The organism is Lelliottia sp. JS-SCA-14 (assembly GCF_035593345.1).
GTDB lineage: Bacteria > Pseudomonadota > Gammaproteobacteria > Enterobacterales > Enterobacteriaceae > Enterobacter > Enterobacter wanjuensis.
In genome coordinates this window covers 3116758-3139559 of record NZ_CP141606.1, presented here as the reverse complement: position 1 = coordinate 3139559, position 22802 = coordinate 3116758, and the positions used below count along the sequence as shown (strand labels likewise).

Genomic DNA, 22802 nt, shown 5'->3' with positions numbered 1-22802 from the left:
ACAATAGTTATGCAATCCGGCAGGCGTCCGCTTCCCAGCGATATCCCACGCCATACACCGCGCGGATAAACGACTGATCGGCATCCAGCGCTTCCAGCTTACGGCGCAGGTTCTTGATATGGCTGTCGATGGTGCGGTCCGTCACCACGCGGTAATCGTCGTAAAGATGATTCAGCAGCTGCTCGCGGGAGAACACTTTCCCCGGCTCGTGAGACAAGGTTTTCAGCAGACGGAATTCCGCTGGCGTCAGGTCCAGCAGTTTGCTGCGCCAGCTCGCCTGGAAACGGCTTTCATCGACAATCAGCGGGCTTTCGGCATCCAGCACCTGGAGTTCTCGCTGCGGACGGCAGCGGCGCAGAATGGTTTTCACGCGGGCGACCACTTCACGCGGGCTGTAAGGTTTGCAGATGTAGTCATCGGCACCGATCTCCAGCCCCAGCAGGCGGTCGATCTCCTCGATTTTGGCCGTTACCATCACGATCGGTACGTCGGAAAAACGGCGGATTTCGCGGCACAGGGTTAAACCGTCGGTGCCGGGCAGCATCAGATCCAGCAGGATCAGATGCGGCGGCGTCTGGCGCACGTACGGTAGCACCTGGTCGCCGTGGTTAATCAGCGTAGGGGCATAGCTTGCCGCGCGTAAATAGTCGATCAATAACTGCCCAAGCTTAGGCTCGTCCTCCACGATCAGAATGCGTGGCGTGTTTTCGTCAATGGGTAACTCAGTCATACTTCTCTCGATAAGTCGCGTTCCAGCGGTAGCTCTACTGTAATGCTAACCCCGCCAAAAGGCGAATGGGCGGCGCGGATGGTGCCGCCGTGCGCCTCGACGATGTTAACGCAAATCGCCAAACCTAATCCCGATCCGCCGCTGGCGCGGTTGCGTGAGCCTTCGGTGCGGTAAAAGCGCTCGAACAGTTTTTCCAGCTGGCCGTCCTGCACGCCCGGTGCGGAATCGGCAAAGGTCAGGGCGAAACGCCCGTCTTCCGCCCGGCCCGAAATGCGCAGCGCGCCGCCGCCGTCCGTATAACGCAGGCTGTTTTCCAGCAGATTGTTGAAGAGCTGCATCAGACGGTCCGGATCGCCGAAGACCACGGCACTGTCCGGCAGGGACAGTTCAATTTTCAGATTTCGACTGGCGAAGCGTTCGCGGAATGCGCCGCTGACCACCTCCAGAATATTGATCACATCGACCGGGGCTTTTTGATATGCCAGCGCTCCTTCGTCGGACATCGACAGCTGATGCAGATCGTCCACCAGCTTGGTGAGCGTCCCGACTTCTGCCTGCAGCGAGGTGACGGACTCCGGCGTAAACTGGCGCACGCCGTCCTGAATGGCCTCCAGCTCACCGCGCAATACCGCCAGCGGCGTGCGTAGCTCGTGGGAAATATCGGCCATAAAGTCCCGGCGCATCTGCTGGTTTTTCTCAAGGGTGCTGGCGAGCTGGTTAAAGTCCTGCGCCAGTTTGCCCAGCTCGTCCTGGCTGCGGGTATCCACGCGGGTGGAAAAGTCGCCTGCTGCCAGCTTGTGTGTCCCTTCGACCAGCCGTTTGACGGGAGCCAGCAGGCCGCGCGCCAGCGGGAAGGTCGCCAGCGCGGCAAGAAGAGTCGACAGAGCGACAATCATCCAGCTGGTCTGTCGCTGCTGGCGATCAAAGTTGATATCCGTGTTGCGCGTCAGGCGCTCAACGGGCGAGGCGATGACCCATCCGACAGTGGCACCGTTAAACGTGATGGCCCGCCGTGTCCCGTCCGGTGGTACCGGCGCGCGTGGGCCGACCAGCACGTATTTATCCTGATCGACCACCCAGAACTGAGTGCGCCAGCCGTGCGGCGGCATGCCCGGCCCCGGACGATCGTCGTCGTTATCGTGCTCTAGGGATTTGAGGATCTGGAACACAAAGCGGTCGTTGTTGCGCAGGAAACGCCAGTTGCCGTGCAGGGCATACTGATCGGCCAGCGCATCGCTCAGGCCCTGCAATCGCTGTTCGTTCCCGCGCTTAATGTAGTCGATAAACCCGCGTTCAAAGCTGACCCGTACCGCCCAGTGCATGGTGATGAGCAGCACGATACAGGTGGCAAAAATCGCCAGAAACAGCTTTCCTGTGATGCCGGGACGCCAGAATTTCATGACTCACTCCTTTTGCGTCGGCTGATGACGACGTTCTTGCTGGTATCATCCGGGACCCGGGCGAAGATAATGGCGGGCAGGGCGATAATCACCGCCATGCTGAGATAGGTGTAGAGGAATACCTGATGCGCGCCGCTGGTATCGACGCTCAAATGATGCTGGCCGTACATCCCGAGCAGCAGCCCCGCGACGGTAACGCCCACGCTCATGGAGAGCTGCATGATCATCGACAGCAGACTATTGCCGCTGCTCGCCAGTTCATCGGGCAGATCTTTCAGCGTCAGGGTGTTCATCGACGAGAAGCGCGTCGAGTTAATCACCCCCTGGAAGAACAGCACCAGCGGCAGGGCGTAGTACCAGCCCATCAGCGCGACGGCCATAAACAGCAGGCTGACCAGCGCCAGCCCGAGCGTAGCGGCCACCAGCACGCGGCGATAGCCGAAGCGGTTGACCACCTGCACCACAATGCGTTTCATGCCCATGCTGCCGAGCACCATCGGAATCATCATCAACCCGGCGTGGAACGGCGAAAAGCCCAGCCCGATCTGCAGGAACACCGGCGTCATAAACGGCAGCATGCCGCTCCCGAGACGCCCGGCGAAGCTGCCGAACAGCCCGAGGCGGAAGGTGTGATTGCGAAACAGGGACAAGCTGAACAGCGCCTGGTCGTTATCCCTGGCGTGCCACAGATACCAGAGAATAGACAGCACGCCGATGGCAATGAGCAACCCCAGCGTCAGGGGCGAAATTCCCAGCCCTTTTTGCCCGTCGAGGGCCAGCGTCAGCGTCGCCATCCCCGCCGCCAGCAGCACAAAGCCGAAGATGTCGAAGCGCCGGGTCTGCATTTTGTAGTTCGGCATCAGGGAGAGCGTGGCGATGGCACCGATAATCCCGACCGGGAGATTGATCAGGAAAATCCAGTGCCAGGAGGCGTACTCCACCAAAATCCCGCCCAGCGCAGGCCCGAGCAACGGCCCCACCTGGCCGGGCAAGGTGACGAAGGTCATCGCCGCCATATACTGCTCGCGCGGCACAATCTTCATCACCGTCAGCCTGCCAACGGGCACCATCATCGCGCCGCCGACGCCCTGCAGCACGCGCGCCATCACCAGCTCGTTCAGCGTGTCGGCCTTCGCGCAAAACAGCGACCCGAGCGTGAACAGCACGATAGCGGTGAAGAAGATATTGCGCACCCCAATTTTGTCCGCCATCCAGCCGCTGGCGGGCAGCATCACCGCCACCGTCAGCACATAGGAGACAATCACCATGTGCATATGCAGCGGGCTCTCGCCCAGACTTTTCGCCATCGAGGGGAGGGCGGTGTTGACGATGGTCGTATCCAGCGACTGCATAAAGAAGCCGAAGGCGACAATCCATAACTGCCAGCGGACGTTACTTGGGAGATCAGTCATGTGTTTCGCTTACTGTCGTTCTGTTTTGACGTGAAAAACGCACCCTCAGACGGTCGAAGAACAGATACACCACCGGCGTCGTGTAGAGCGTCAACAGCTGGCTCATCACCAGCCCACCGACGATGGTGATCCCCAGGGGCTGGCGGAGTTCAGAGCCGTCGCCGCCGGAAATCACCAGCGGCAGCGCGCCAAACAGCGCCGCCAGGGTGGTCATCATAATCGGGCGGAAGCGCAGCAGGCAGGCCTGGAAAATGGCGTCCTGCGGCGACATATTGCCGTTACGCTGCGCGTCGAGCGCAAAGTCGACCATCATGATCGCGTTTTTCTTCACTATCCCTATTAATAGCATGATCCCAATGAGCGCAATTAGGCTAAAGGGCGCTCCAAACAACTCCAGCGCCAGCAGCGCGCCAACGCCCGCCGACGGCAGGGTGGAGAGGATCGTCAGCGGATGGACGTAGCTCTCGTACAGAATACCCAGCACGATATAGACCGTCGCAATCGCCGCCAGAATCAAAATTACCTGCGAGTTCATCGTCTGCTGGAACACCTGCGCGGTTCCGGCAAAGCTGCCGCGCACGGTGGACGGTACGCCGAGCTGAGTCATGGCGCGGTTGATGGCGTCGCTGGCCTCGGAGAGTGACGACCCGGTCGGCAGGTTAAACGACACCGTCGATGCTGCCGACAGCCCCTGATGGTTCACCGACAGCGGCGCGTTAGCGGGCTGCCAGCTGGCGAAGTAGGAGAGGGGGATCGATTTGCCGTCGTTGTTGATGACGTACATCTTATCCAGCGCGCTGATGTCCTGGGTGTAGCGCGGATCGACCTCCATCACCACTTTGTACTGGTTCATCGGCTGATAAATGGTGGAGATCTGCCGCTGTCCGAAGGCGTTATTCAGCAGGCTGTTGGCCGCTTCGACGTTAATCCCCAGCCGCGCCATGGTTTCGCGATCGTAGGTCAGGTTCATCTCCGCGCCGTTGTCCTGCTGGTCCGAGTTCACGTCGGCCAGCTCCGGCAGTGCCGCCAGCGCTTTACGGATTTTCGGCTCCCACTCGCGCAGGGCCGCCAGATCGTCCGACAGCAGCGTGTACTGATAGCTGGCGTTGGCCTGACGCCCGCCAACGCGGATATCCTGAACGGCCATCAAAAACAGATTCGCCCCCGGCTCTTTGGCGAGCTTCACGCGCAGGCGGTCAATCACCTGCTGCGCCGTCTCGTTGCGCTCGCCGCGTGCTTTCAGGGTGATAAACATCATCCCGCTGTTGACGCGCGACCCGCCGGTAAAGCCGGTGACGTTGTCCACCGCCGGGTCTTCACGGATGATCTTCATGAAATCCTGCAGCTTCACGCGCATCGCCTGGAACGAAATGCTCTGGTCCGCCTGAATCCCGCCCATCAGCACGCCCGTATCCTGCTCCGGGAAAAAGGTTTTCGGAATGCTGATATACATCCAGACGTTCAGCGCAATGGTGCCGACCAGCACCAGACCGACGATGCGCGTGTGGTTCAGCACCCATTTCAGCGACCGGCCATAGCCCTCCTGCAGGGCTATCAGCAGGCGACCAAAGCCTTTTTTGCGCGGCTGCGAGTGGGGCTTGCTGCGCTTGAGCATCCAGCCGCACATCATCGGCGTCAGCGTCAGGGAGATCACCAGCGAAATGCCGATGGCGACAGAGAGCGTGACGGCGAACTCGCGCAATAGCCGCCCCGGCAATCCGCCCATCAGCAGCAGCGGCAGGAACACCGCCACCAGCGACAGGCTCATGGAAAGCACCGTAAAACCGACTTCGCGCGTCCCCTGAAGGGCCGCCTGGAGCGGCTTCATTCCCGCTTCCAGATGGCGCGAAATATTTTCCAGCACCACGATGGCGTCATCGACCACAAAGCCGGTGGCTATGGTCAGGGCCATCAGCGACAGGTTGTTAAGGCTAAACCCGCAAAGGTACATAGCGGCAAAGGTGCCGATCAGCGACACGGGCACCGCCACGGCGGGGATCAGCGTCGCGCGACCGGAGCGCAGAAACAGGAACACCACGAGGATCACCAGCCCGACGGAGATAATCAGCGTCTGCTCGACCTCCTCCAGCGAGGCGCGAATGGTCGGGGAGCGATCCTGGGCGATTTGCAGATCAATCGTCGCCGGGATCGTCTCCTGCAGTTCCGGCAGACGCTCGCGGATGCTGTTCACCGTCTGGATGATATTGGCTTCCGGCAGCTTGCGGATCATCAGCAAAATGGCCGGTTTGGCGTTGGTCATCCCGGCGTTACGCACGTCCTGCACCGAGTCGGTGACGCTGGCGACATCGCTTAAACGCACCGCCGCGCCGTTGTTGTAGTGAATGATCAGCGGCTGATATTCGGCTGCGGTTTTGAGCTCGTCGTTAGTCTGGATCTGCCAGCGACGGCTGCTGTCTTCGATGGCCCCCTGCGGCCTGCGCACGTTGGCATTGCTGATGGCCGTCCGCACGTCGTCGAGCGACACGCCCTGATTAAACAGCGCTTCGGGGTTCAGCCCCACGCGCACGGCGGGCAGGGAGCTGCCGCCGACATCCACATCGCCGACGCCGTCGATCTGGGCGATAGTCTGCGCCAGCTGCGTCGAGGCAAAGTCGTACAGCTCGCCCTGGGAATAGGTGTCCGAGGTCAGCGTCAGAATCATAATTGGCGCGTCGGACGGATTAGCTTTGCGATAGGTCGGACGGCTCGGCATCCCGCTTGGCAGCAGGCTTTGCGCGGCGTTGATCGCCGCCTGCACGTCGCGGGCCGCGCCGTTGATATCGCGGTCAAAGTTGAATTCAAGAATGATGCGCGTGCTGCCGAGCGAACTGCTGGAGGTCATTTCGCTGACGCCCGCAATGCGCCCCAGGGAGCGCTCCAGCGGCGTCGCCACCGACGACGCCATGGTCTCTGGCGACGCGCCGGGCAGCGAGGCGCTGACCATGATCACCGGGAAATCCACCTGCGGCAGCGGGGCCACCGGCAGCAGCCGGAAGCCGAGCACGCCGCACAGGGTGATGGCGAGCGAAATCAGAATCGTCGCCACCGGGCGGTAAATGAAGAGGGCGAAAAACTTCACTTACGCCTCCTCTTCACGTTTCGGGAAGCGCGCCTTGAGTTTCAGCGCCAGATTATCAAACAGCAGATAAATCACCGGCGTGGTAAACAGGGTTAACACCTGGCTCACCAGCAGGCCGCCAACCATGCCGATCCCCAGCGGACGGCGCAGCTCCGCGCCGACGCCGGTACTGAGCATTAGCGGCAGCGCGCCGAGCAGGGCGGCCATGGTGGTCATCAGGATCGGACGAAAACGCAGCAGACAGGCCTGGAATATCGCGTCGCGCGGAGCCATGCCCTGTTCGCGCTCGGCGGCTAGGGCAAAGTCGATCATCATGATGGCGTTTTTCTTGACGATACCGATCAGCAAAATGATGCCGATAATCGCAATCACATCCAGCTCGCTGCCCGAGAGCATCAGCGCCAGCAGCGCCCCCACGCCCGCCGTCGGCAGGGTCGAAAGGATGGTGACCGGATGGATAAAGCTCTCGTACAGCACGCCGAGCACGATATACATCGCCACCACGGCGGCGACGATAAGCCAGATGGTATTCCCGAGTGCGGCCTGGAACGCCAAAGTGCTGCCCTGGAACTGGGTCTGGATATCGGTCGGGAAGCTGAGGGTTTTCTCAGCGTTCAGAATCGATTCCACCGCCTCGCCGAGGGAATAATCGTCCGGCACGTTAAACGAAATCGTCGTCGACGGGAACTGATCGAGGTGGTTGATGGAGAGCGGCGTGAAGCGCTGTTCGACGGTCGCAATGGCGCTGAGCGGCACAATCCCACCGTCTTTGCTGGTCAGGCGAATCGAATCCAGCGCCGCCAGGCCCGGCGTCTGCTCGGTGTTGTGCTCCAGCACCACGCGATACTGGTTGGCCTGGGTGTAAATGGTGGAGATCAGGCGCTGGCCGAAGGCGTTGTACAGGGCGTTATCGACATCGGCCATGGTAATGCCGAGACGGCTGGCGGTGTCGCGGTTGACGTTCACGTACGCCGCCAGCCCCTGATCCTGCCAGTCGCTGCTCACGTCCGACAGTTGCGGCAGTTCCTGGAGTTTACTGACCAGTTGTGGAACCCAGGTGCTGAGCGCCTCGAGGCTGTTGGCCTGTAGCGTAAACTGGTACTGGGTGCGGCTCACGGTGGTATCGATGGTGAGATCCTGCGTCGGCTGGAGGTACAGTTCGACGCCCGGCACTTTCGCCACCGCGTTTTGCAGACGTTCTATCACTGCGTTCACGCGATCGTCGCGGTCGTCCAGCGGTTTAAGGTTGATCTGCAGACGGGCGCTGTTGAGCGACGGATTGGTGCCGTCCACGCCAACAAACGAGGTTAGACTTTCGACCGCCGGATCTTTCATGATCACATCCGACACCTGCTGCTGGCGCTGGGCCATGCTGGCAAAGGACACGGACTGCGGGGCCTGCAGCGTCCCCTGGATAATGCCGTTATCCTGAATCGGGAAGAAGCCTTTCGGGATCATCACCCACAGCAGGACGCTCAATGCCAGGGTGCCCAGCGCCACGCTCAGCGTCGCCCACGGATGATTCAGCACTTTCGCCAGCAGGCGACCATAGGCGGCAATCACCCGTTCAAACAGGCGCTCAGAGGCGCGAGAAAAACGGTTTTGCTTGCGCAGGGATTCCGCGCTCAGCATGCGGGCGCACATCATCGGCGTCAGCGTCAGGGAGACCACGGCGGAGATCAGGATCGCCACCGCCAGGGTGACGGCAAATTCACGGAACAACCGGCCCACGATATCGCCCATGAACAGCAGCGGGATCAGCACCGCAATCAGCGAGAAGGTGAGGGAGATAATGGTAAAGCCGATCTCGCCAGCGCCTTTCAGCGCGGCGGCCAGCGGCTTCTCGCCTTTTTCGATATAGCGCGAGATGTTCTCGATCACCACGATGGCGTCATCGACCACAAACCCGGTAGCGATGGTGAGCGCCATTAGTGTCAGGTTGTTGATCGAGAAATCGAGGAACACCATCACCGCGAAGGTGCCGACCAGCGAGAGCGGAACGGCGACGGCAGGGATAATGGTCGCCGGGACGTTGCGCAGGAAGACGTAAATAATCATCACCACCAGCGCAATCGCCAGCATCAGCTCGAACTGAGTATCGCTGACGGAGGCGCGAATATTGGTGGTGCGATCGGACAGCACTTTCACGCTCACCGACTTCGGCAGGGTCTCGATGAGCTGCGGGAGCATGGTGCGGATGCTGTCGGCGGTGTCGATAATGTTCGCGCCCGGCTGGCGCTGGACGTTCATCACGATCGCCTGCTGTTTGTTGGCCCACGCGCCAAGCCAGCTGTTTTCCGCGCCTTGTTCGACCGTGGCGACATCGCCAAGGCGAATCGGCGCACCGTTCTGATACGCCACAATCAGCTGGCGATATTCGTCGGCGGACTGCATCTGATCGTTTGCCGAGAGCGTGACCGCGCGCGCCGGGCCGTCCAGCGAGCCCTTCGCCGAGTTGACGTTGGCATTGCTGATGGCGGTGCGGATGGTTTCGCTGGTTAAGCCGAGGGCGGCAATCGCCTGGGCGTTGAGCTTCACGCGCACGGCAGGACGCTGGCCACCGGAGAGCGTCACCAGCCCGACGCCGGAGACTTGCGAAATCTTCTGCGCCACGCGCGTTTCCACCATGTCTTCGACCTGGGTCATCGGCATGGCGGAGGAGGTGACGGCGAGGGTCATGATCGGCGGATCTGCCGGGTTCACTTTGCTGTACACCGGCGGGTTAGGCAGATCAGAGGGCAGCAGGTTAGTGGCGGCGTTAATCGCGGCCTGCACTTCCTGCTCGGCCACGTCGAGAGGCAGCGTGAGCTGGAACTGTAGCGTCACCACCGATGCGCCGCCGGAGCTTTGGGACGACATCTGCTTCAGGCCCGACATTTGGCCAAACTGACGCTCCAGCGGGGCGGTGATCGCCGACGTCACCACATCCGGGCTCGCGCCGGGGTACAGAGTGACAACCTGAATGGTTGGATAATCCACTTCCGGCAGCGCCGACACGGGCAGAAAACGGTAGCCGATAATCCCTGCCAGCAGGATCGCCACCATCAACAGGGTGGTGGCGACGGGGCGCATGATGAACAGGCGTGATGGCCCACCTGTGGAGCTTGGGGGCAACACCTGCATCAGGAAGTCGCTCCCTGTTTCGCGTGGTCGCGTTTCGCCGGTTTAGCGCTGGTGGCGGTGTCGCTGTGGGCTTCGACCACTTCGACTTTGGCCCCTTCGGTCAGACGGTCAATCCCGTCCGTGACCACGCGATCGCCTGCGGAAAGACCGGCGGTGATGACCACCGTCTGGCTGTCCTGAATGCCCGGTTTCACCAGATGCTTGCTGACTTTGTTGTCGCTGTTCAGCACCCAGACGAAGTTGCCTTCGTTACCCATCTGCAGCGCGGCGGTTGGGATCACCACCGCGTTCTCTTCGGTGGCGACCAGCATGCGTGCGTTGACAAACTGATTGGGGAACAGGGCGTCGTCCTGATTGTTAAAGCGCGCTTTCAGCTTGATGGTGCCGGTGGTGGCGTCAATCTGATTATCGAGGCTCAGAAGCTGGCCGTCGCTCAGTTTGGATTTGTTGGCACGATCCCAGGCTTCGACTGCCAGTTTCTGGCCGTTTTTTTGCGCCTGAACCACGGTGGCGATTTCGCTTTCTGGCAGAGTGAAAACCAGATCAATCGGGTGCGTCTGGGTGAGGACCACAATGCCGGTGGTGTCGCCGCTGGAGATCTGATTGCCGATATCGACCTGTTTCAGCCCGACGCGCCCGTCAATCGGCGCGGTGATGCGGCTCCAGTCGAGCTGGAGCTGCGCGCTGGCAACGGCGGCTTCATCGGCTTTGATGGTGCCCTGAGCTTCACTCACCAGCGACTGCTGGGTGTCCAGCTCCTGGCGGGAGACGAGATTAGTTTTCACCAGCTGCTGATAGCGCGCCAGATCGCGCTGGGCGTTAGCAAGCGTCGCTTTATCTTTGGCGAGCAGGCCCTGGGCCTGCGCGAGCGCCACTTTGAACTGGCTCGGATCGATTTCCGCCAGCAGATCGCCGGCTTTGACCTGCTGGCCTTCCTGGAAGTGGATCGCCATCAGCTGTCCGTCGACGCGGCTGCGCACGGTCACAGTATTGGCGGCGGTGACGGTGCCGAGCCCGGTGAGATAACGAGGAACCGATTTGCTGACGGCGGTCGCGGCCTGAACAGGCGCCAGCGCGCCGCCGCGCATACCGTGGCGTCCACCGCCCGCAGGGCGCTGTGCCTGGCTGTTAGCACCTGCCGGAGCGGCGGTCTGCGCCGATTGATTATGCCAGTACCACGCGGCGGCAAGCGCCACCACAATGATACCGACGGCGATTGCCCAGCGGGATTTGTTGCTGCCTTTCATCGTTATACGTTCTCTTCCTGAAACACTTCGGGGAATGATACTAGTTTAGTCACGCAACACCGCGGAATAATGGAGGAAATATGAAAGACTGTCTGGATTTGTCTGAGAAAGCCGGATGGCGGCTACGCCTTATCCGGCCTACAACTGCGGACCGTAGGCCGGGTAAGCGGCAGCGCCACCCGGCATTTACACACCACATGCGTACCGTAGGTCGGGTAAGCGATAGCGCCACCCGACATTTAAATATCATATGCGGACCGTAGGCCGGGTAAGCGGTAGCGCCACCCGGCAACAGCATCAGCTAAACATCACCTTCGCCCAACGGGCCAAACCTGCGGTCACGGAACCAAAATCATCGCCACCGGCAATCGGAATGCCCGGCAACTGCTCTGCGAGCGCTTTTTTGATCAGCGGTGAACGGGCGCTACCGCCGGTCAGGTAGATCACGTCCGGCTTCTCGTTGCCGTTCTCCAGCGCCAGCTGGACCTGCTCCAGAATACGCTGCAGCGGCTGCGTCAGCGCCGTTTCCAGCCCCTGCTGAGAAATCGCCGTCGCCAGCTCATCGCTGATAAACGGCAGTGTGACAGCGTGCTCGACAGCATTGGAGAGCGCGATCTTGCTCTCTTCGGCGCTGCGTACCACGCGATAGCTCAGGCGCTGACGCCAGACTTTATGCAGCAAGGCCACTTTGTCGCCGTCCTGGGCGTCGCGCACCAGGTCGTTAAGGAAGCGTCCGTTGGCGGTGCTGTAGAAATCGCTCTGCGCCGGAACATCGTTAATCGCCACGGCGTTCCACCACGGCAGAATGGGCAGCGCGGTGCCTTTTTCGGTCTGGCCACCCATGCCGAGCAGCGGCATCAGGCTCTTAAACGCCAGGGCGATATCCAGGTCGTTACCGCCGACTCGGCAACCGCTGTGCCCTAACAGGCTGTTTTCGCGGTCGCGGCGCTGGTGCCACTGTGGCCCCATCAACAGCAGGGAGCAGTCCGTTGTACCGCCGCCGATATCCACCACCAGCACGCGTTTTTCTTCGCGCAGCGTGGCTTCAAAATCCAGCCCGGCGGCAACTGGCTCATACTGGAACACCACGTCGCGAAAACCAGCGCGATGGGCCGCGCGCTCAAGAATACCCTGTGCCTGCTGGTTGGCTTCATCGCCGCCCAGCCCCTGGAAGTTAATCGGGCGTCCGATCACCGCCTGGGTAATGGTTTCAGTCACCTGAGTCTGCGCCTGGTTGCGAATATGCAGCATCATCGCGCAGACCAGATCTTCAAACAGGGCCACCTGCTGCGGCTTCAGCCCGCTGGCACCGAGGAAAGATTTGGGGGATTTAACGAAGTAAACTTCTTCGGGATCTTCAATGTACTGCGCCAGCGAAGAGAGACCGAACTGCACGCTGGATGGCGTCACGTCGATATCTTCGTCGCGGTTGAAATTCACGGCACGACGCAGCAGCGCCTGCGTTTCCCCGGCAGTGGCCGGAACCTGATGATGGCGATACAGCCACTCGCTCACGGCTTCACGCGTCGGGGCGCACAGCATCGACGGCAGCAGAGAACTCTCTTTTTCCATTTTCAGCAGACGGGGCTGATTGTCATCCATCACTGCCACTGAGCAGTTTGCGGTACCGTAGTCAAAACCAATAAACACTGACGTAATCCCCATGCCGTTGAGAAGGGGCGAGACTTTAGCGAAATGTCTCGCTCTCGACAACTGGAATATGAAAGCAAGGCACGCGGGGCCTGGTCGGGTTATGCTGTGAGGACAACAAAAGGAGCGACGATGTACACCCTGAACTGGCAACCCCCCTACGACTGGCAATGGATGTTTGGCTTTCTCGGCGCGCGTGCGGTCACGGGCGTGGAAACCGTCACTGATGAGTATTACGAGCGCAGTTTCACCTGCGACGGTCATCAGGGGCTGTTTCGCGTCACGCCGGTCGAGGCACTTTGTACTCTGCAGGTGACGCTCAGCGACGGGCTGATTCCGGTGGCCGATATCTGTCTGGCGCGTATCGAACGCCTGTTCGATCTGACCTGCGATCCTCAGCAGATTGCCACGACGCTCGGTGAGCTGGGCGCGGCGCGTCCGGGCTTGCGATTGCCGGGGGCGATGGATGCTTACGAGCAGGGCGTGAGGGCGATCCTCGGGCAACTGGTGAGTGTGTCGATGGCCGCGAAACTGGCGGCACGGGTGGTGGCTTTGTGCGGTGAACCGCTGAAAGATTTCCCGGAGTACACCTGTTTCCCGACGCCTGCGGCGCTGGCCGCCGCCGATCCGCTGGCGCTCAAGGCGCTGGGGATGCCGGTCAAACGCGCAGAGTCGCTGATTCATCTTGCGCAGTCGGTGGTCGACGGCACCTTTCCGCTCCAGCCGCCGGAAGATATTGAAAGGGGAATGAAGGCGCTACAGGCGCGACCGGGGATCGGGCGCTGGACGGCGAACTACTTAGCCCTGCGCGGATGGCAGGCGAAGGATGTGTTTCTGCCGGACGATTATCTGATTAAACAGCGCTTCGCCGGCATGACACCGGCGCAGATCCGCAACTATGCTCAGCGCTGGCAGCCGTGGCGCTCCTATGCGCTTCTCCATATCTGGTATACGGAAAACTGGACACCGTCAGTTGATAGCGAAGTAGCTGGTATTCAGCAGTAGCTCCAGCGGCTGCGGCTCGGCGATGGAATCCCCGTAGATAAAGTCGATCCCGATACCGGAGAGGGTGTCCATCATCAGCGGCTGATTGCTCGGCCCGGCGATGGTTTTCATCCCCAGCCGCTGGGCGTGGCCCTGGATAATGGTCACCATCATTTCGTCCATCAGATTGCCGTGAACGTTGGTCACCAGCTCTGGGTCAAGCAGCAGGTAATCCGCCATGTGCGCGCTGAGATGGTTGAAGATATCCATATCACGCCCGACGTGGCTTAACACAATCCGACATCCCGCCTGACGCAGTTTTTGTAGCCCGTCCTGAATGTTGGCGTCTTGGTTTTGCAGGGTTTCGACCGGGATCACCAGATGCAGCAGACGCCCCGGCAGCGGGCTTTTCTCCAGCAAATCGAGCAGTTCATTCACCAGCGTCGCGCTGGAAAGCCCTTCCGGTGAGAGCGGCAGCGCCACGCCCATCCCTTTACTGGCAACCTGACCCGCAAAGGCGCGGAAAAACTCCTGGAAAATACGACGGTCGAGGGCATGGAGCAGATCCGGCTCCGCCAGACCTGAGCGGAACGCGTGTTCTTCCAGCACTTCGCCCTGACTGGTCCACAGACGCAGGGAGACCAGCCAGAAATTGCTGGCTTCCGGAATGCGCGGTGAGGCGACGCTGCGGCCAATCATCAGCAGGTGATTGTCTTTGATCATATGCCACTGTTCATCAAGGGACATCATGCTACGCGCGCTGTGAATTCTCTCCTGCTGCGGCTCGTACACCGTCACCACGCCGCGGCCATTATTCTTCGAGGCGTAGCAGGCGATATCCGCCTGAGACATCACATCGGCGGCCTGGCTGTTGCTGTCATCAATCAGCGTAATCCCGGCGCTGGCCCCGATGCGGTGCAGACGGCCTTCCCACATAAAGTGGTAATCGTTGATAGCGTGAATAATTCGACCCGCGATATAGCGCGCGCTCTCGACGTTACAGTCCGGCAGCAGCAGGCCAAACTCATCGCCGCCCAGACGGGCCAGCACGTCGCTGGAGCGCAGCATGCTCAGCATCAGGGACGACAGCTCACGCAGCAGGGCGTCGCCCGCCGCGTGGCCTGCGGTGTCATTCACCGCCTTGAAGCGGTCGAGATCGATAAACACCAGCGCGTGGCGCTGATGGGTGTCATGCACGGTTTGCAGCAGACGCTTGAGGTGGCTCTCGAAACTGACGCGGTTCGCCAGGTGGGTGAGGGCGTCGTGAGAGGCGCTGTAGCTCAGCTGGCGCAGCATTTTGCGCGATTCGGTGACGTCCTGAATGACCAGCACCGAGCCGATATTCTGCCCGTCGAGGGTGCTGAGCGGCGTGATGCTGTAGTGAATATCAAAGGTGCCGCTGTTACGGCTGTGCAGGACCACGTCCTGATTGATGTCGGAGCGTGACATATCTCCGCTGTGAATATTTTCCATCGGCGGACCGTTCTCACCGAAGGTAATGTGCAGCACGTTGAGGATCGGCTGGCCCATTGCCTCCTGCTGCGTCCAGCCGCTCATCTTCTCGGCGACCGGGTTCATAAAGGTGACGTGCATGTCGACATCGGTGCAGAGCACCGCTTCCCCGATGGAGTCGAGGGTGATATGCAGACGCTCTTTTTCCTGGAACAGGGCTTCGTTAAGTTCCTTAACCTCGGTCATGTCCATATTAATGCCGAGCAGGCGCTCGACTTCGCCCTGCTTGTTGAGCACCCGGTTCGCCAGGGAGCGGATATGGCGCACGCCCTCTTTGACGCGAATGCGGAACTCCAGCTTAAAGGGGACGCGCGCCATCAGGGAGTCACGGATCACCTGTTCAGCCTGCTCGCGATCTTCCGGAATAATGCTCTCATGCCAGAGCTGCCAGGTCGGTTTGATGTGCGCCGGGATCTCGTACAACTCGAACATCCGTTTGTCCCAGCTGATCACATCCGGCTGCAAATCCCACTCCCAGATGCCAATTCCGCCCGCTTCGTTCGCCAGCGTAATGCGCTCCATCAGACGCTTATTCACCCATTCGGTGTGCTTGAGGTCGTTGATGTCTTCAATCTGGGCAATGAAATAGAGCGGGGAGCCGTCCGTATGGCGCACCACGGAAACCGTCAGCAGCGCCCAGACCACCTCGCCGCTGCGGGTGTAGTAGCGTTTCTCCATTGAGTAGCTGTTGATATCGCCGCGAACCAGCTCTTCCAGGCTTTCAAGATCGTTGTTTAAATCTTCCGGCCAGGTCAGCTGCTGGAAGGTGAGGGCCTGCAGTTCGGGCTGCGAATAGCCGAGGAACTGACACAGTGCTTTGTTGGCCTGTAGCCACTGGCCTTCGATGCCCACTAACGCCATGCCGATGGCGGAATATTCCATCGCATTACGAAAACGTTCTTCGCTCTCGGTAATGTGTTTGCGCTCGGCGCGAAACGCGTACATCACCATGGTCATTACGTTCGCGGGCAGGAGCATCATCAGGAACGGCAGCCACGGCGCGTTGAGCATCACGCCGGTATTCTGAGCGGTCATCAGCGTCGGTTGGGTCGCAATCATCAGCGACACCATCATCACCGTCACCAGGAACACGAGAAAGGCTTCCATGCGCGGCAGGCGCACGGCGCTCCACATCAGCAGTACAATCACACAGGTAAACGGCCAGGGCAGGAAGGTGATCGCCACCCAGCACAGCACCAGCGTCACGGCCATGGTGAGCAGCGTTTCGAGTAACAGTTTGGGATTGCGATGACGCAGTAAATAGTGAGGTTTGAACAGCAGACCGAGCGGGACCAGCGCCAGCGCGCCGATGGATTCGGATAACACCCAGACCAGGAAGTTACGCACCGGTTCGGCGCTCGGGACCAGCAGCCAGGCCAGAATACCGCCCAGAATCGGCGGGATCACCGCGCTGCCAATGGCCAGCCGTATCCAGTCGCCAAGATTTTTTAGTGGATTATACCAGGGCAGTAATTTACGCAGCAGCAGCGCGCCGACGCACGCTTCAATCACGTTGATCGCCGTATACCAGAAGCTGAGCGTCTCCCAGGAGAACAACATCCACGACGCAAAAACATTGCCGAACGAGCAGGCGAGGGCGATGCCGGGCCACATCTTCCCGGCGTGGCGATAAAACGCGACCATCATGATGGAGGTCGGGAACCACAGCGGTGCCAGTAACGTTCCGAAACGCGTCAGTTCGAGCGAGAAAAGGGTAAAGATGAAGGTAACCAGACCAAGACTGACAAGCCGTAGTAAAGGATGTGGGGTAGTCACCAAAACACGTTGGTATTGTTTATTCATTACCGCTTTATCCAGAGACGCCATGCTGCCAGGAACCAGGTCCGCACGAGTGAGAATTTTAATTTGGATTATGCTAGTACAAACAATTTACAATTCATATGCTGACTGCTCATAATTTGTCATCATAGAGTTATTAAATACTTAGTCTGCAGAAATTTCATGTTTAACGCTGTAAAAGTGACCGTTTAAATTTGGGTCAGGGCCAAAAGATGTATTTGGAATGACTCTCGCATTACCTGCGCTTTCGACTAGTATCAGGCACACGAAATCCCTATAATTGCCGCGTTTGACGCTCCGGCGTCGTCCTTCCTTTACATCCAGGTTAATCAGGTCGCTAAATTTATGACTGATAAGTCTCATCAGTGCGTCATCATAGGCATCGCCGGCGCATCAGCTTCAGGTAAAAGTCTTATTGCCAGTACGCTTTATCGCGAACTGCGTGAACAAGTTGGTGATGAGCACATCGGCGTCATTCCCGAAGACAGCTACTATAAAGATCAATCCCATCTGTCGATGGAAGAACGCGTAAAAACGAATTACGACCATCCTAATGCCATGGATCACAGCCTGCTGTTCCAGCATTTGCAAATGATCAAAAGCGGCACCCCTATCGACCTGCCGGTCTATAGCTATGTCGACCACACCCGTACGGCAGAGACGATTCACATTGAACCGAAAAAGGTCATCATTCTGGAAGGCATTCTGCTGCTGACCGACGCGCGTTTGCGCGAAGCGATGAACTTCTCGATTTTCGTCGACACGCCGCTGGATATCTGCCTGATGCGTCGTATCAAGCGCGACGTCAACGAGCGCGGGCGTTCGATGGATTCGGTGATGGCACAATATCAGAAGACGGTGCGCCCGATGTTCCTGCAGTTTATCGAGCCGTCTAAACAGTACGCCGATATCATCGTGCCGCGCGGGGGTAAAAACCGCATTGCTATCGATATCCTGAAAGCGAAAATCAGCCAGTTTTTTGAATAATTCGCGCGAATTGTGTACCGTTCAGAGATAACCGGGTTTGCCCCGAAGCCGCTGCGGCTTTGGGGTTTGATGCACGAAAGGAGAAAGTGTCATGCGTCTTTGTGACCGAGATATAGAAGCCTGGCTGGATGAAGGGCGTCTGTCTATCACCCCGCGTCCGCCAGTGGAACGCATTAACGGCGTCACCGTCGATGTGCGTCTGGGCAATAAATTCCGTACTTTTAGCGGCCACACCGCCCCCTTTATTGATTTGAGCGGGCCGAAAGACGAAGTCAGCGCGGCGCTCGATCGCGTGATGAGCGATGAAATCGTGCTGGCCGAAGGTGATGCGTTCTACCTGCATCCGGGCGAGCTGGCGCTGGCGGTGACCTATGAGTCCGTCACGCTGCCTGCCGATCTGGTCGGCTGGTTGGATGGCCGCTCTTCTCTGGCGCGTCTGGGCCTGATGGTGCACGTCACCGCGCACCGTATCGATCCCGGCTGGTCTGGCCGTATCGTGCTCGAGTTCTTCAATGCCGGAAAACTGCCGCTGGCCCTGCGCCCTGGTATGATGATCGGTGCGCTGAGCTTCGAGCCGCTCACCGGCCCGGCGGATCGCCCTTACAACCGCCGTCAGGACGCGAAATATCGCGACCAGCAGGGCGCGGTTGCCAGTCGTATCGATAAAGACTGATTTTAGGCTTCACTGAGGATGCCATGAGAAGAGTTCTGACAACGCTGATGATTTTGCTGGTGGTGCTGGTTGCTGGCCTTTCAGCGTTGGTTCTGCTGGTTAACCCTAATGATTTCCGCGCCTACATGGTGCGGCAGGTCGAAGTGCGAAGCGGGTATGAACTGAAGCTGGATGGACCCCTGCGCTGGCACGTCTGGCCGCAGCTCAGCATTCTTTCCGGTCGGATGTCGCTAACCGCGCCGGGCGCGACGGCTCCGGTGGTCGCCGCCGACAACATGCGCCTCGACGTGGCCTTGATGCCGCTGCTGTCGCATCAGCTCCAGGTGCGACAGGTGATGCTCAAAGGCGCGGTGATTCAGCTGACGCCGCAGACCGAAGCCGTTCGCAAGCCGGATGCACCCGTGGCGCCGCGCGCCAACTCCCTTCCTGATGTGCCGGAAGATGCTGGCTGGTCGTTTGATATCGCCAGTCTGAAAGTCGCGGACAGCGTGCTGGTGTTCCAGCATGAGGACGACGATCAGGTCACCGTGCGCAACATCAATCTGAAGATGGAGCAGGACGAAAACCATCTGGCGACGGTCGATTTCTCAGGCCGCATTAATCGCAATCAGCGCGATTTGACCTTGTCGCTGAATGGCAATGTCAATGCGTCTGACTACCCGCATCAGCTCACCGCCGATATTCAACAGCTCAACTGGCAGTTCTCCGGCGCCGATCTCCCGACTCAGGGGATCACCGGGCAGGGCACGCTTCAGGCCCTGTGGCATGAAGAGCAAAAGCAGCTGGAGCTGAACAATCTCAACCTGCAGGCCAATGACAGTACCCTGAAAGGGCGCGCCAGCGTCATTCTGAGCGAACAGCCGAAGTGGGTGTTTGATCTGCAGTTCGACAAACTCAATCTGGAAAATCTGCTGCCGCAGCCGGTCACGGCGAAAGAGGGCGATACGTCCCAGCCGTCCGCGCCGCCGAAACAGACGCGACCGGTTATCGCGACCAGCGCCGACGCGCCAGACTACAACGGCCTGCGCAGCTTTACCGCCGATGTTCTGCTGAAAGCCAATACGGTGCGCTGGCGGGGAATCGATTTCACCAACGTCAGCAGCCAGATGCTCAACCACAACGGCCTGCTGGTCATTTCCGACCTGAGCGGCCAGATGGGCGCGGGGCATATTTCTCTGCCGGGCATGCTGGATGTGCGCAAGGATATGGCGAAAGCCGAATTCCAGCCGCGTCTTGAGAACATCGAGATCGGCACCATCCTGAAAGCCTTCAATTACCCGATTGCCCTGACCGGCAACCTGACCATGGCGGGCGATTTCTCCGGCGATAAGATTGATGCCGACGCATTCCGTCGCAGCTGGCAGGGCCAGGCGCACGTCGACCTGGCCAACAGCCGCATGGAAGGCCTCAACTTCCAGCAGCTGGTGCAGCAGGCCGTGGAGCGAAGCAGCAACATCAAAGCGAAAGAGAGCTACGACAGCGCGACGCGCCTCGACAGCTTCACGACCGATATGACGCTGGATAACGGTCAGCTCACGCTGGACGATATGCAGGGGCAATCCTCGATGCTTGCCATCTCAGGCAAAGGGACGATGGATCTGGTCCAGGAGACGACCGATACTCGCTTCAACGTCCGCGTCGTGTCGGGCTGGGAAGGGGAAGGTCCGCTGGTTGAACTCCTGAAAGAGACCGCGATTCCGCTGAACGTCTATGGCAAATGGCAGGAGCTGAACTACAGCCTGCAGGTTGACCAGATTCTGCGTAAGCATCTGCAGGATGAGGCGAAACGCCGGTTGAATGAGTGGGCGGATAAGAATAAGGATTCGCAGAACAGTAAGGATGTGAAGAAGCTGTTGGATAAGCTTTGATTTGATATTTTGAGCATCTGAGGTTGTTCCGTTCACCTTATGTTCAGCAGAATATAATGGCGTCTTAACCTGTGAACGTGACAAGGGGGCTGCGCGGCCCCCTTGTCAATCCCCGCGCCCCGCCATGAAATCGGTGCTTCGCACTACGCTCACCTCCCGGCCATCTGCCTGCGGTCGGCTCGACTCGTGATTACTCGTCCCATCCATGGGACTTGCCCCTACGGGGCCAGCGCAAGCGCTGTTCAAAATTGCTCCCGGCAATTTTGTCCTGTCTCGTTTCGCCTCTGGCCGCCATCCCTGGCGTCCAGCCCTTGTCATCTGGCCTCCGGTTCGCCGATTTCTGCGGGGACCAACACCGGTGCCACATTCAGACGACTAAGAAGGTTGAGGGAACGTGAGTCCGGCTGAAAATCGCCGAAGCGTTTCCTGGAGGCCGGGTCGAGGCGCAGGGATGCGCCGAGAGGGTGCGACCTGCATGGATGCAGGATCGCGCCCGACCCGAAAGCCGCAAGGAATAAGCTGAGGGCACCGCGAAGCGGCGATTTTCTTTGCCGGGAGCCGGGATTGTTAAGGGGGCGGCGGCAGCCCCCTTAACACGTTCACCGCAGAGAAACAGACAGGAAGCAGAGGACTCTTAGTGAACGGAACGATTCCACCATTTCACCAGAGAACCAATTGATCAAACCTCAAAATCCAAATCATCCTCCCCGCGCAGCGGAATCAACTGCACCTTCTGCACCCGATGACTCTCCACCTGCAACGTCTTCAGCACATAATCCCCCACCTGAACCTCTTCGCCCGGCTGTGGAATGCGCTGTAAATATTCCATCAGCAAACCGGCGATAGTGTGGTATTCCCGCTTCTCATCCAGCGGCAGCGGAACGTACTGCACCAGATCTTCCAGCGGCATATGGCCGTTGGCGGTCCAGGAACCATCGGCATTTTTCTGGATGTCGTGGCGGGCGTCGATCTCGTCCACTTCGTTCGGCAAGTTACCGGCGATGGTCTCCATCACGTCACTCAGCGTCACCAGCCCTTCCACGGAACCAAACTCATCCACCACAAACGCAAAGTGGGTGCGCGCATTGCGGAACTGTTCGAGCGCCGAGAGCAGCGGCAGGGTTTCCGGGAACACCAGCGGCTGGCGGATCAGCGCGCGTAAATCCAGCGGCTCACCGCGCAGGGATTGCTGCAGCAGATCGATGACGTGCACCACGCCGAGCAAATCCTCCTCTTCTTCGCCGCCGGTCACCACCACGCGGGTGTGCTGGTTTTTATCCAGCAGGGCGCGGATCTGCGCTTCTGGCGAGTTCAGGTCGATATGTTCGATATCGTGACGCGAGGTCATGATGCTGCTCACCGAGCGCTGGTTAAGATTCAGCACCCGCTCAATCATCCGCCGCTCCTGCGGGTTAAAGATCTGACTGTCGTCGTGGTCGGCCAGCAGTGATGCCGATTCCGCATCCAGCTCGGCGTCCTCTTTTTTCCCGCTGAGCAGGCGCAGAACGGTTTCCGCTGTGCGCTGGCGCAAAGTCTGATTGGCAGACAGGAACCGGCGACGGTTGAAAATCGCCAGCTGGTTCAGGGATTCAATAATCACCGAGAAACCAATTGCCGCATACAGATAGCCTTTCGGAATATGGAAGCCAAAGCCGTCCGCAACCAGGCTAAAGCCGATCATCAGCAGGAAGCTCAGACACAAAATCACAATCGTCGGATGGCTGTTCACAAAGCGCGTCAGGGCTTTGCTCGCCATCACCATTAGCGTGATCGCAATGATCACCGCTGCCATCATCACCGGCAGGTGGTCGACCATCCCGACGGCGGTAATCACCGAGTCCAGCGAGAAGACCGCGTCCAGCACCACGATCTGCGCGACGACGGGCCAGAACTTCGCGCCGCGTCGCTGGGTGGGGTTCTCGCTGTCTTTCCCCTCCAGCCGCTCGTTCAGCTCCACCGTGGCTTTGAACAGCAGGAACAGCCCGCCGAACAGCATGATCACATCCCGCGCGCTAAAGCTCAGATCGTGGAAAGAGAAGAGGGGAGCGGTCAGCGTCACCAGCCAGGAGATCGAGGCCAGCAGTAAAAGACGCATCACCATCGCCAGCAGCAAACCGGTTACGCGTGCGCGGTCGCGCTGCGCCGGGGGCAGTTTTTCGGCGAGGATGGCAATAAAGACCAGGTTATCAATGCCGAGGACTAATTCGATGACGACCAGCGTCACCAGCCCGGCCCAGATTGATGGATCGGCAATCCATTCCATAGTAATAGCAGTACCTCTGAAGATATGACATTTGTCACACTTCGATCATGGATAAAGCGGACGAAAATTGCAAT

General features: G+C 59.4%; 13 protein-coding genes. 4 read left to right on the top strand and 9 right to left on the bottom strand.

The features are described 5' to 3' along the window. Window positions 1–7: 7 nt before the first annotated feature. From baeR to yegD, 7 genes are all read right to left on the bottom strand, one after another. Window positions 8–730, bottom strand: coding sequence for a two-component system response regulator BaeR (gene baeR, locus U9O48_RS14700; RefSeq protein ID WP_100779592.1), 723 nt, complete (start codon window positions 728–730; stop codon window positions 8–10). After that, window positions 727–2130: a two-component system sensor histidine kinase BaeS gene (gene baeS, locus U9O48_RS14695; RefSeq protein WP_285158728.1), complete on the bottom strand. Its 1404-nt coding sequence runs from the start codon at window positions 2128–2130 to the stop codon at window positions 727–729. The genes baeR and baeS overlap by 4 nt, the downstream gene beginning before the upstream one ends. After that, a complete protein-coding gene (locus U9O48_RS14690; RefSeq protein WP_282495031.1) occupies window positions 2127–3542 on the bottom strand; it encodes an MFS transporter in 1416 nt (471 codons plus the stop codon). Before U9O48_RS14690 ends, baeS begins: the two co-directional genes overlap by 4 nt. Then, the gene (gene mdtC / locus U9O48_RS14685; protein ID WP_324722728.1) at window positions 3535–6621 is read right to left on the bottom strand and encodes a multidrug efflux RND transporter permease subunit MdtC; all 3087 of its coding nucleotides are present in this window, start codon (window positions 6619–6621) and stop codon (window positions 3535–3537) included. The genes U9O48_RS14690 and mdtC overlap by 8 nt, the downstream gene beginning before the upstream one ends. Beyond that, entirely contained in the window at window positions 6622–9744 is a 3123-nt protein-coding gene (locus U9O48_RS14680) for an MdtB/MuxB family multidrug efflux RND transporter permease subunit (RefSeq protein WP_285144097.1), read from the bottom strand. Further along, window positions 9744–10991: an MdtA/MuxA family multidrug efflux RND transporter periplasmic adaptor subunit gene (locus U9O48_RS14675; protein ID WP_324722727.1), complete on the bottom strand. Its 1248-nt coding sequence runs from the start codon at window positions 10989–10991 to the stop codon at window positions 9744–9746. Before U9O48_RS14675 ends, U9O48_RS14680 begins: the two co-directional genes overlap by 1 nt. Before the next feature lie 297 nt (window positions 10992–11288). Then, window positions 11289–12641, bottom strand: coding sequence for a molecular chaperone (gene yegD / locus U9O48_RS14670; protein ID WP_282495027.1), 1353 nt, complete (start codon window positions 12639–12641; stop codon window positions 11289–11291). A 132-nt stretch (window positions 12642–12773) separates the two neighbouring features. On the opposite strand from yegD, the gene alkA reads away from it, so the two are divergent. Beyond that, window positions 12774–13646 carry a DNA-3-methyladenine glycosylase 2 gene (gene alkA, locus U9O48_RS14665; RefSeq protein ID WP_285149340.1) on the top strand — a complete coding sequence of 291 codons (873 nt, stop codon included), beginning with the start codon at window positions 12774–12776 and terminating at the stop codon, window positions 13644–13646. Here alkA and U9O48_RS14660 read toward each other — a convergent pair. After that, complete coding sequence (locus tag U9O48_RS14660) at window positions 13611–16940, bottom strand: diguanylate cyclase (RefSeq protein ID WP_285149341.1); 3330 nt, start codon at window positions 16938–16940, stop codon at window positions 13611–13613. The two genes, alkA and U9O48_RS14660, sit on opposite strands and share 36 nt — an antisense overlap. A 342-nt stretch (window positions 16941–17282) precedes the next feature. On the opposite strand from U9O48_RS14660, the gene udk reads away from it, so the two are divergent. The 3 genes from udk to asmA all read left to right on the top strand — a co-directional run bounded on the left by udk (window position 17283) and on the right by asmA (window position 20465). Further along, window positions 17283–17924, top strand: coding sequence for a uridine kinase (udk, locus tag U9O48_RS14655; RefSeq protein ID WP_282495024.1), 642 nt, complete (start codon window positions 17283–17285; stop codon window positions 17922–17924). Between the two features lie 91 nt (window positions 17925–18015). Then, window positions 18016–18597, top strand: a complete 582-nt coding sequence (dcd, locus tag U9O48_RS14650; RefSeq protein WP_282495023.1) for a dCTP deaminase — start codon at window positions 18016–18018, stop codon at window positions 18595–18597. A gap of 23 nt (window positions 18598–18620) precedes the next feature. Next, entirely contained in the window at window positions 18621–20465 is a 1845-nt protein-coding gene (asmA, locus tag U9O48_RS14645; protein ID WP_285149342.1) for an outer membrane assembly protein AsmA, read from the top strand. 679 nt (window positions 20466–21144) lie between these two features. Here the strand turns inward: asmA and U9O48_RS14640 are convergent. After that, complete coding sequence (locus U9O48_RS14640; RefSeq protein WP_282493953.1) at window positions 21145–22728, bottom strand: TerC family protein; 1584 nt, start codon at window positions 22726–22728, stop codon at window positions 21145–21147. Window positions 22729–22802: the final 74 nt, after the last annotated feature.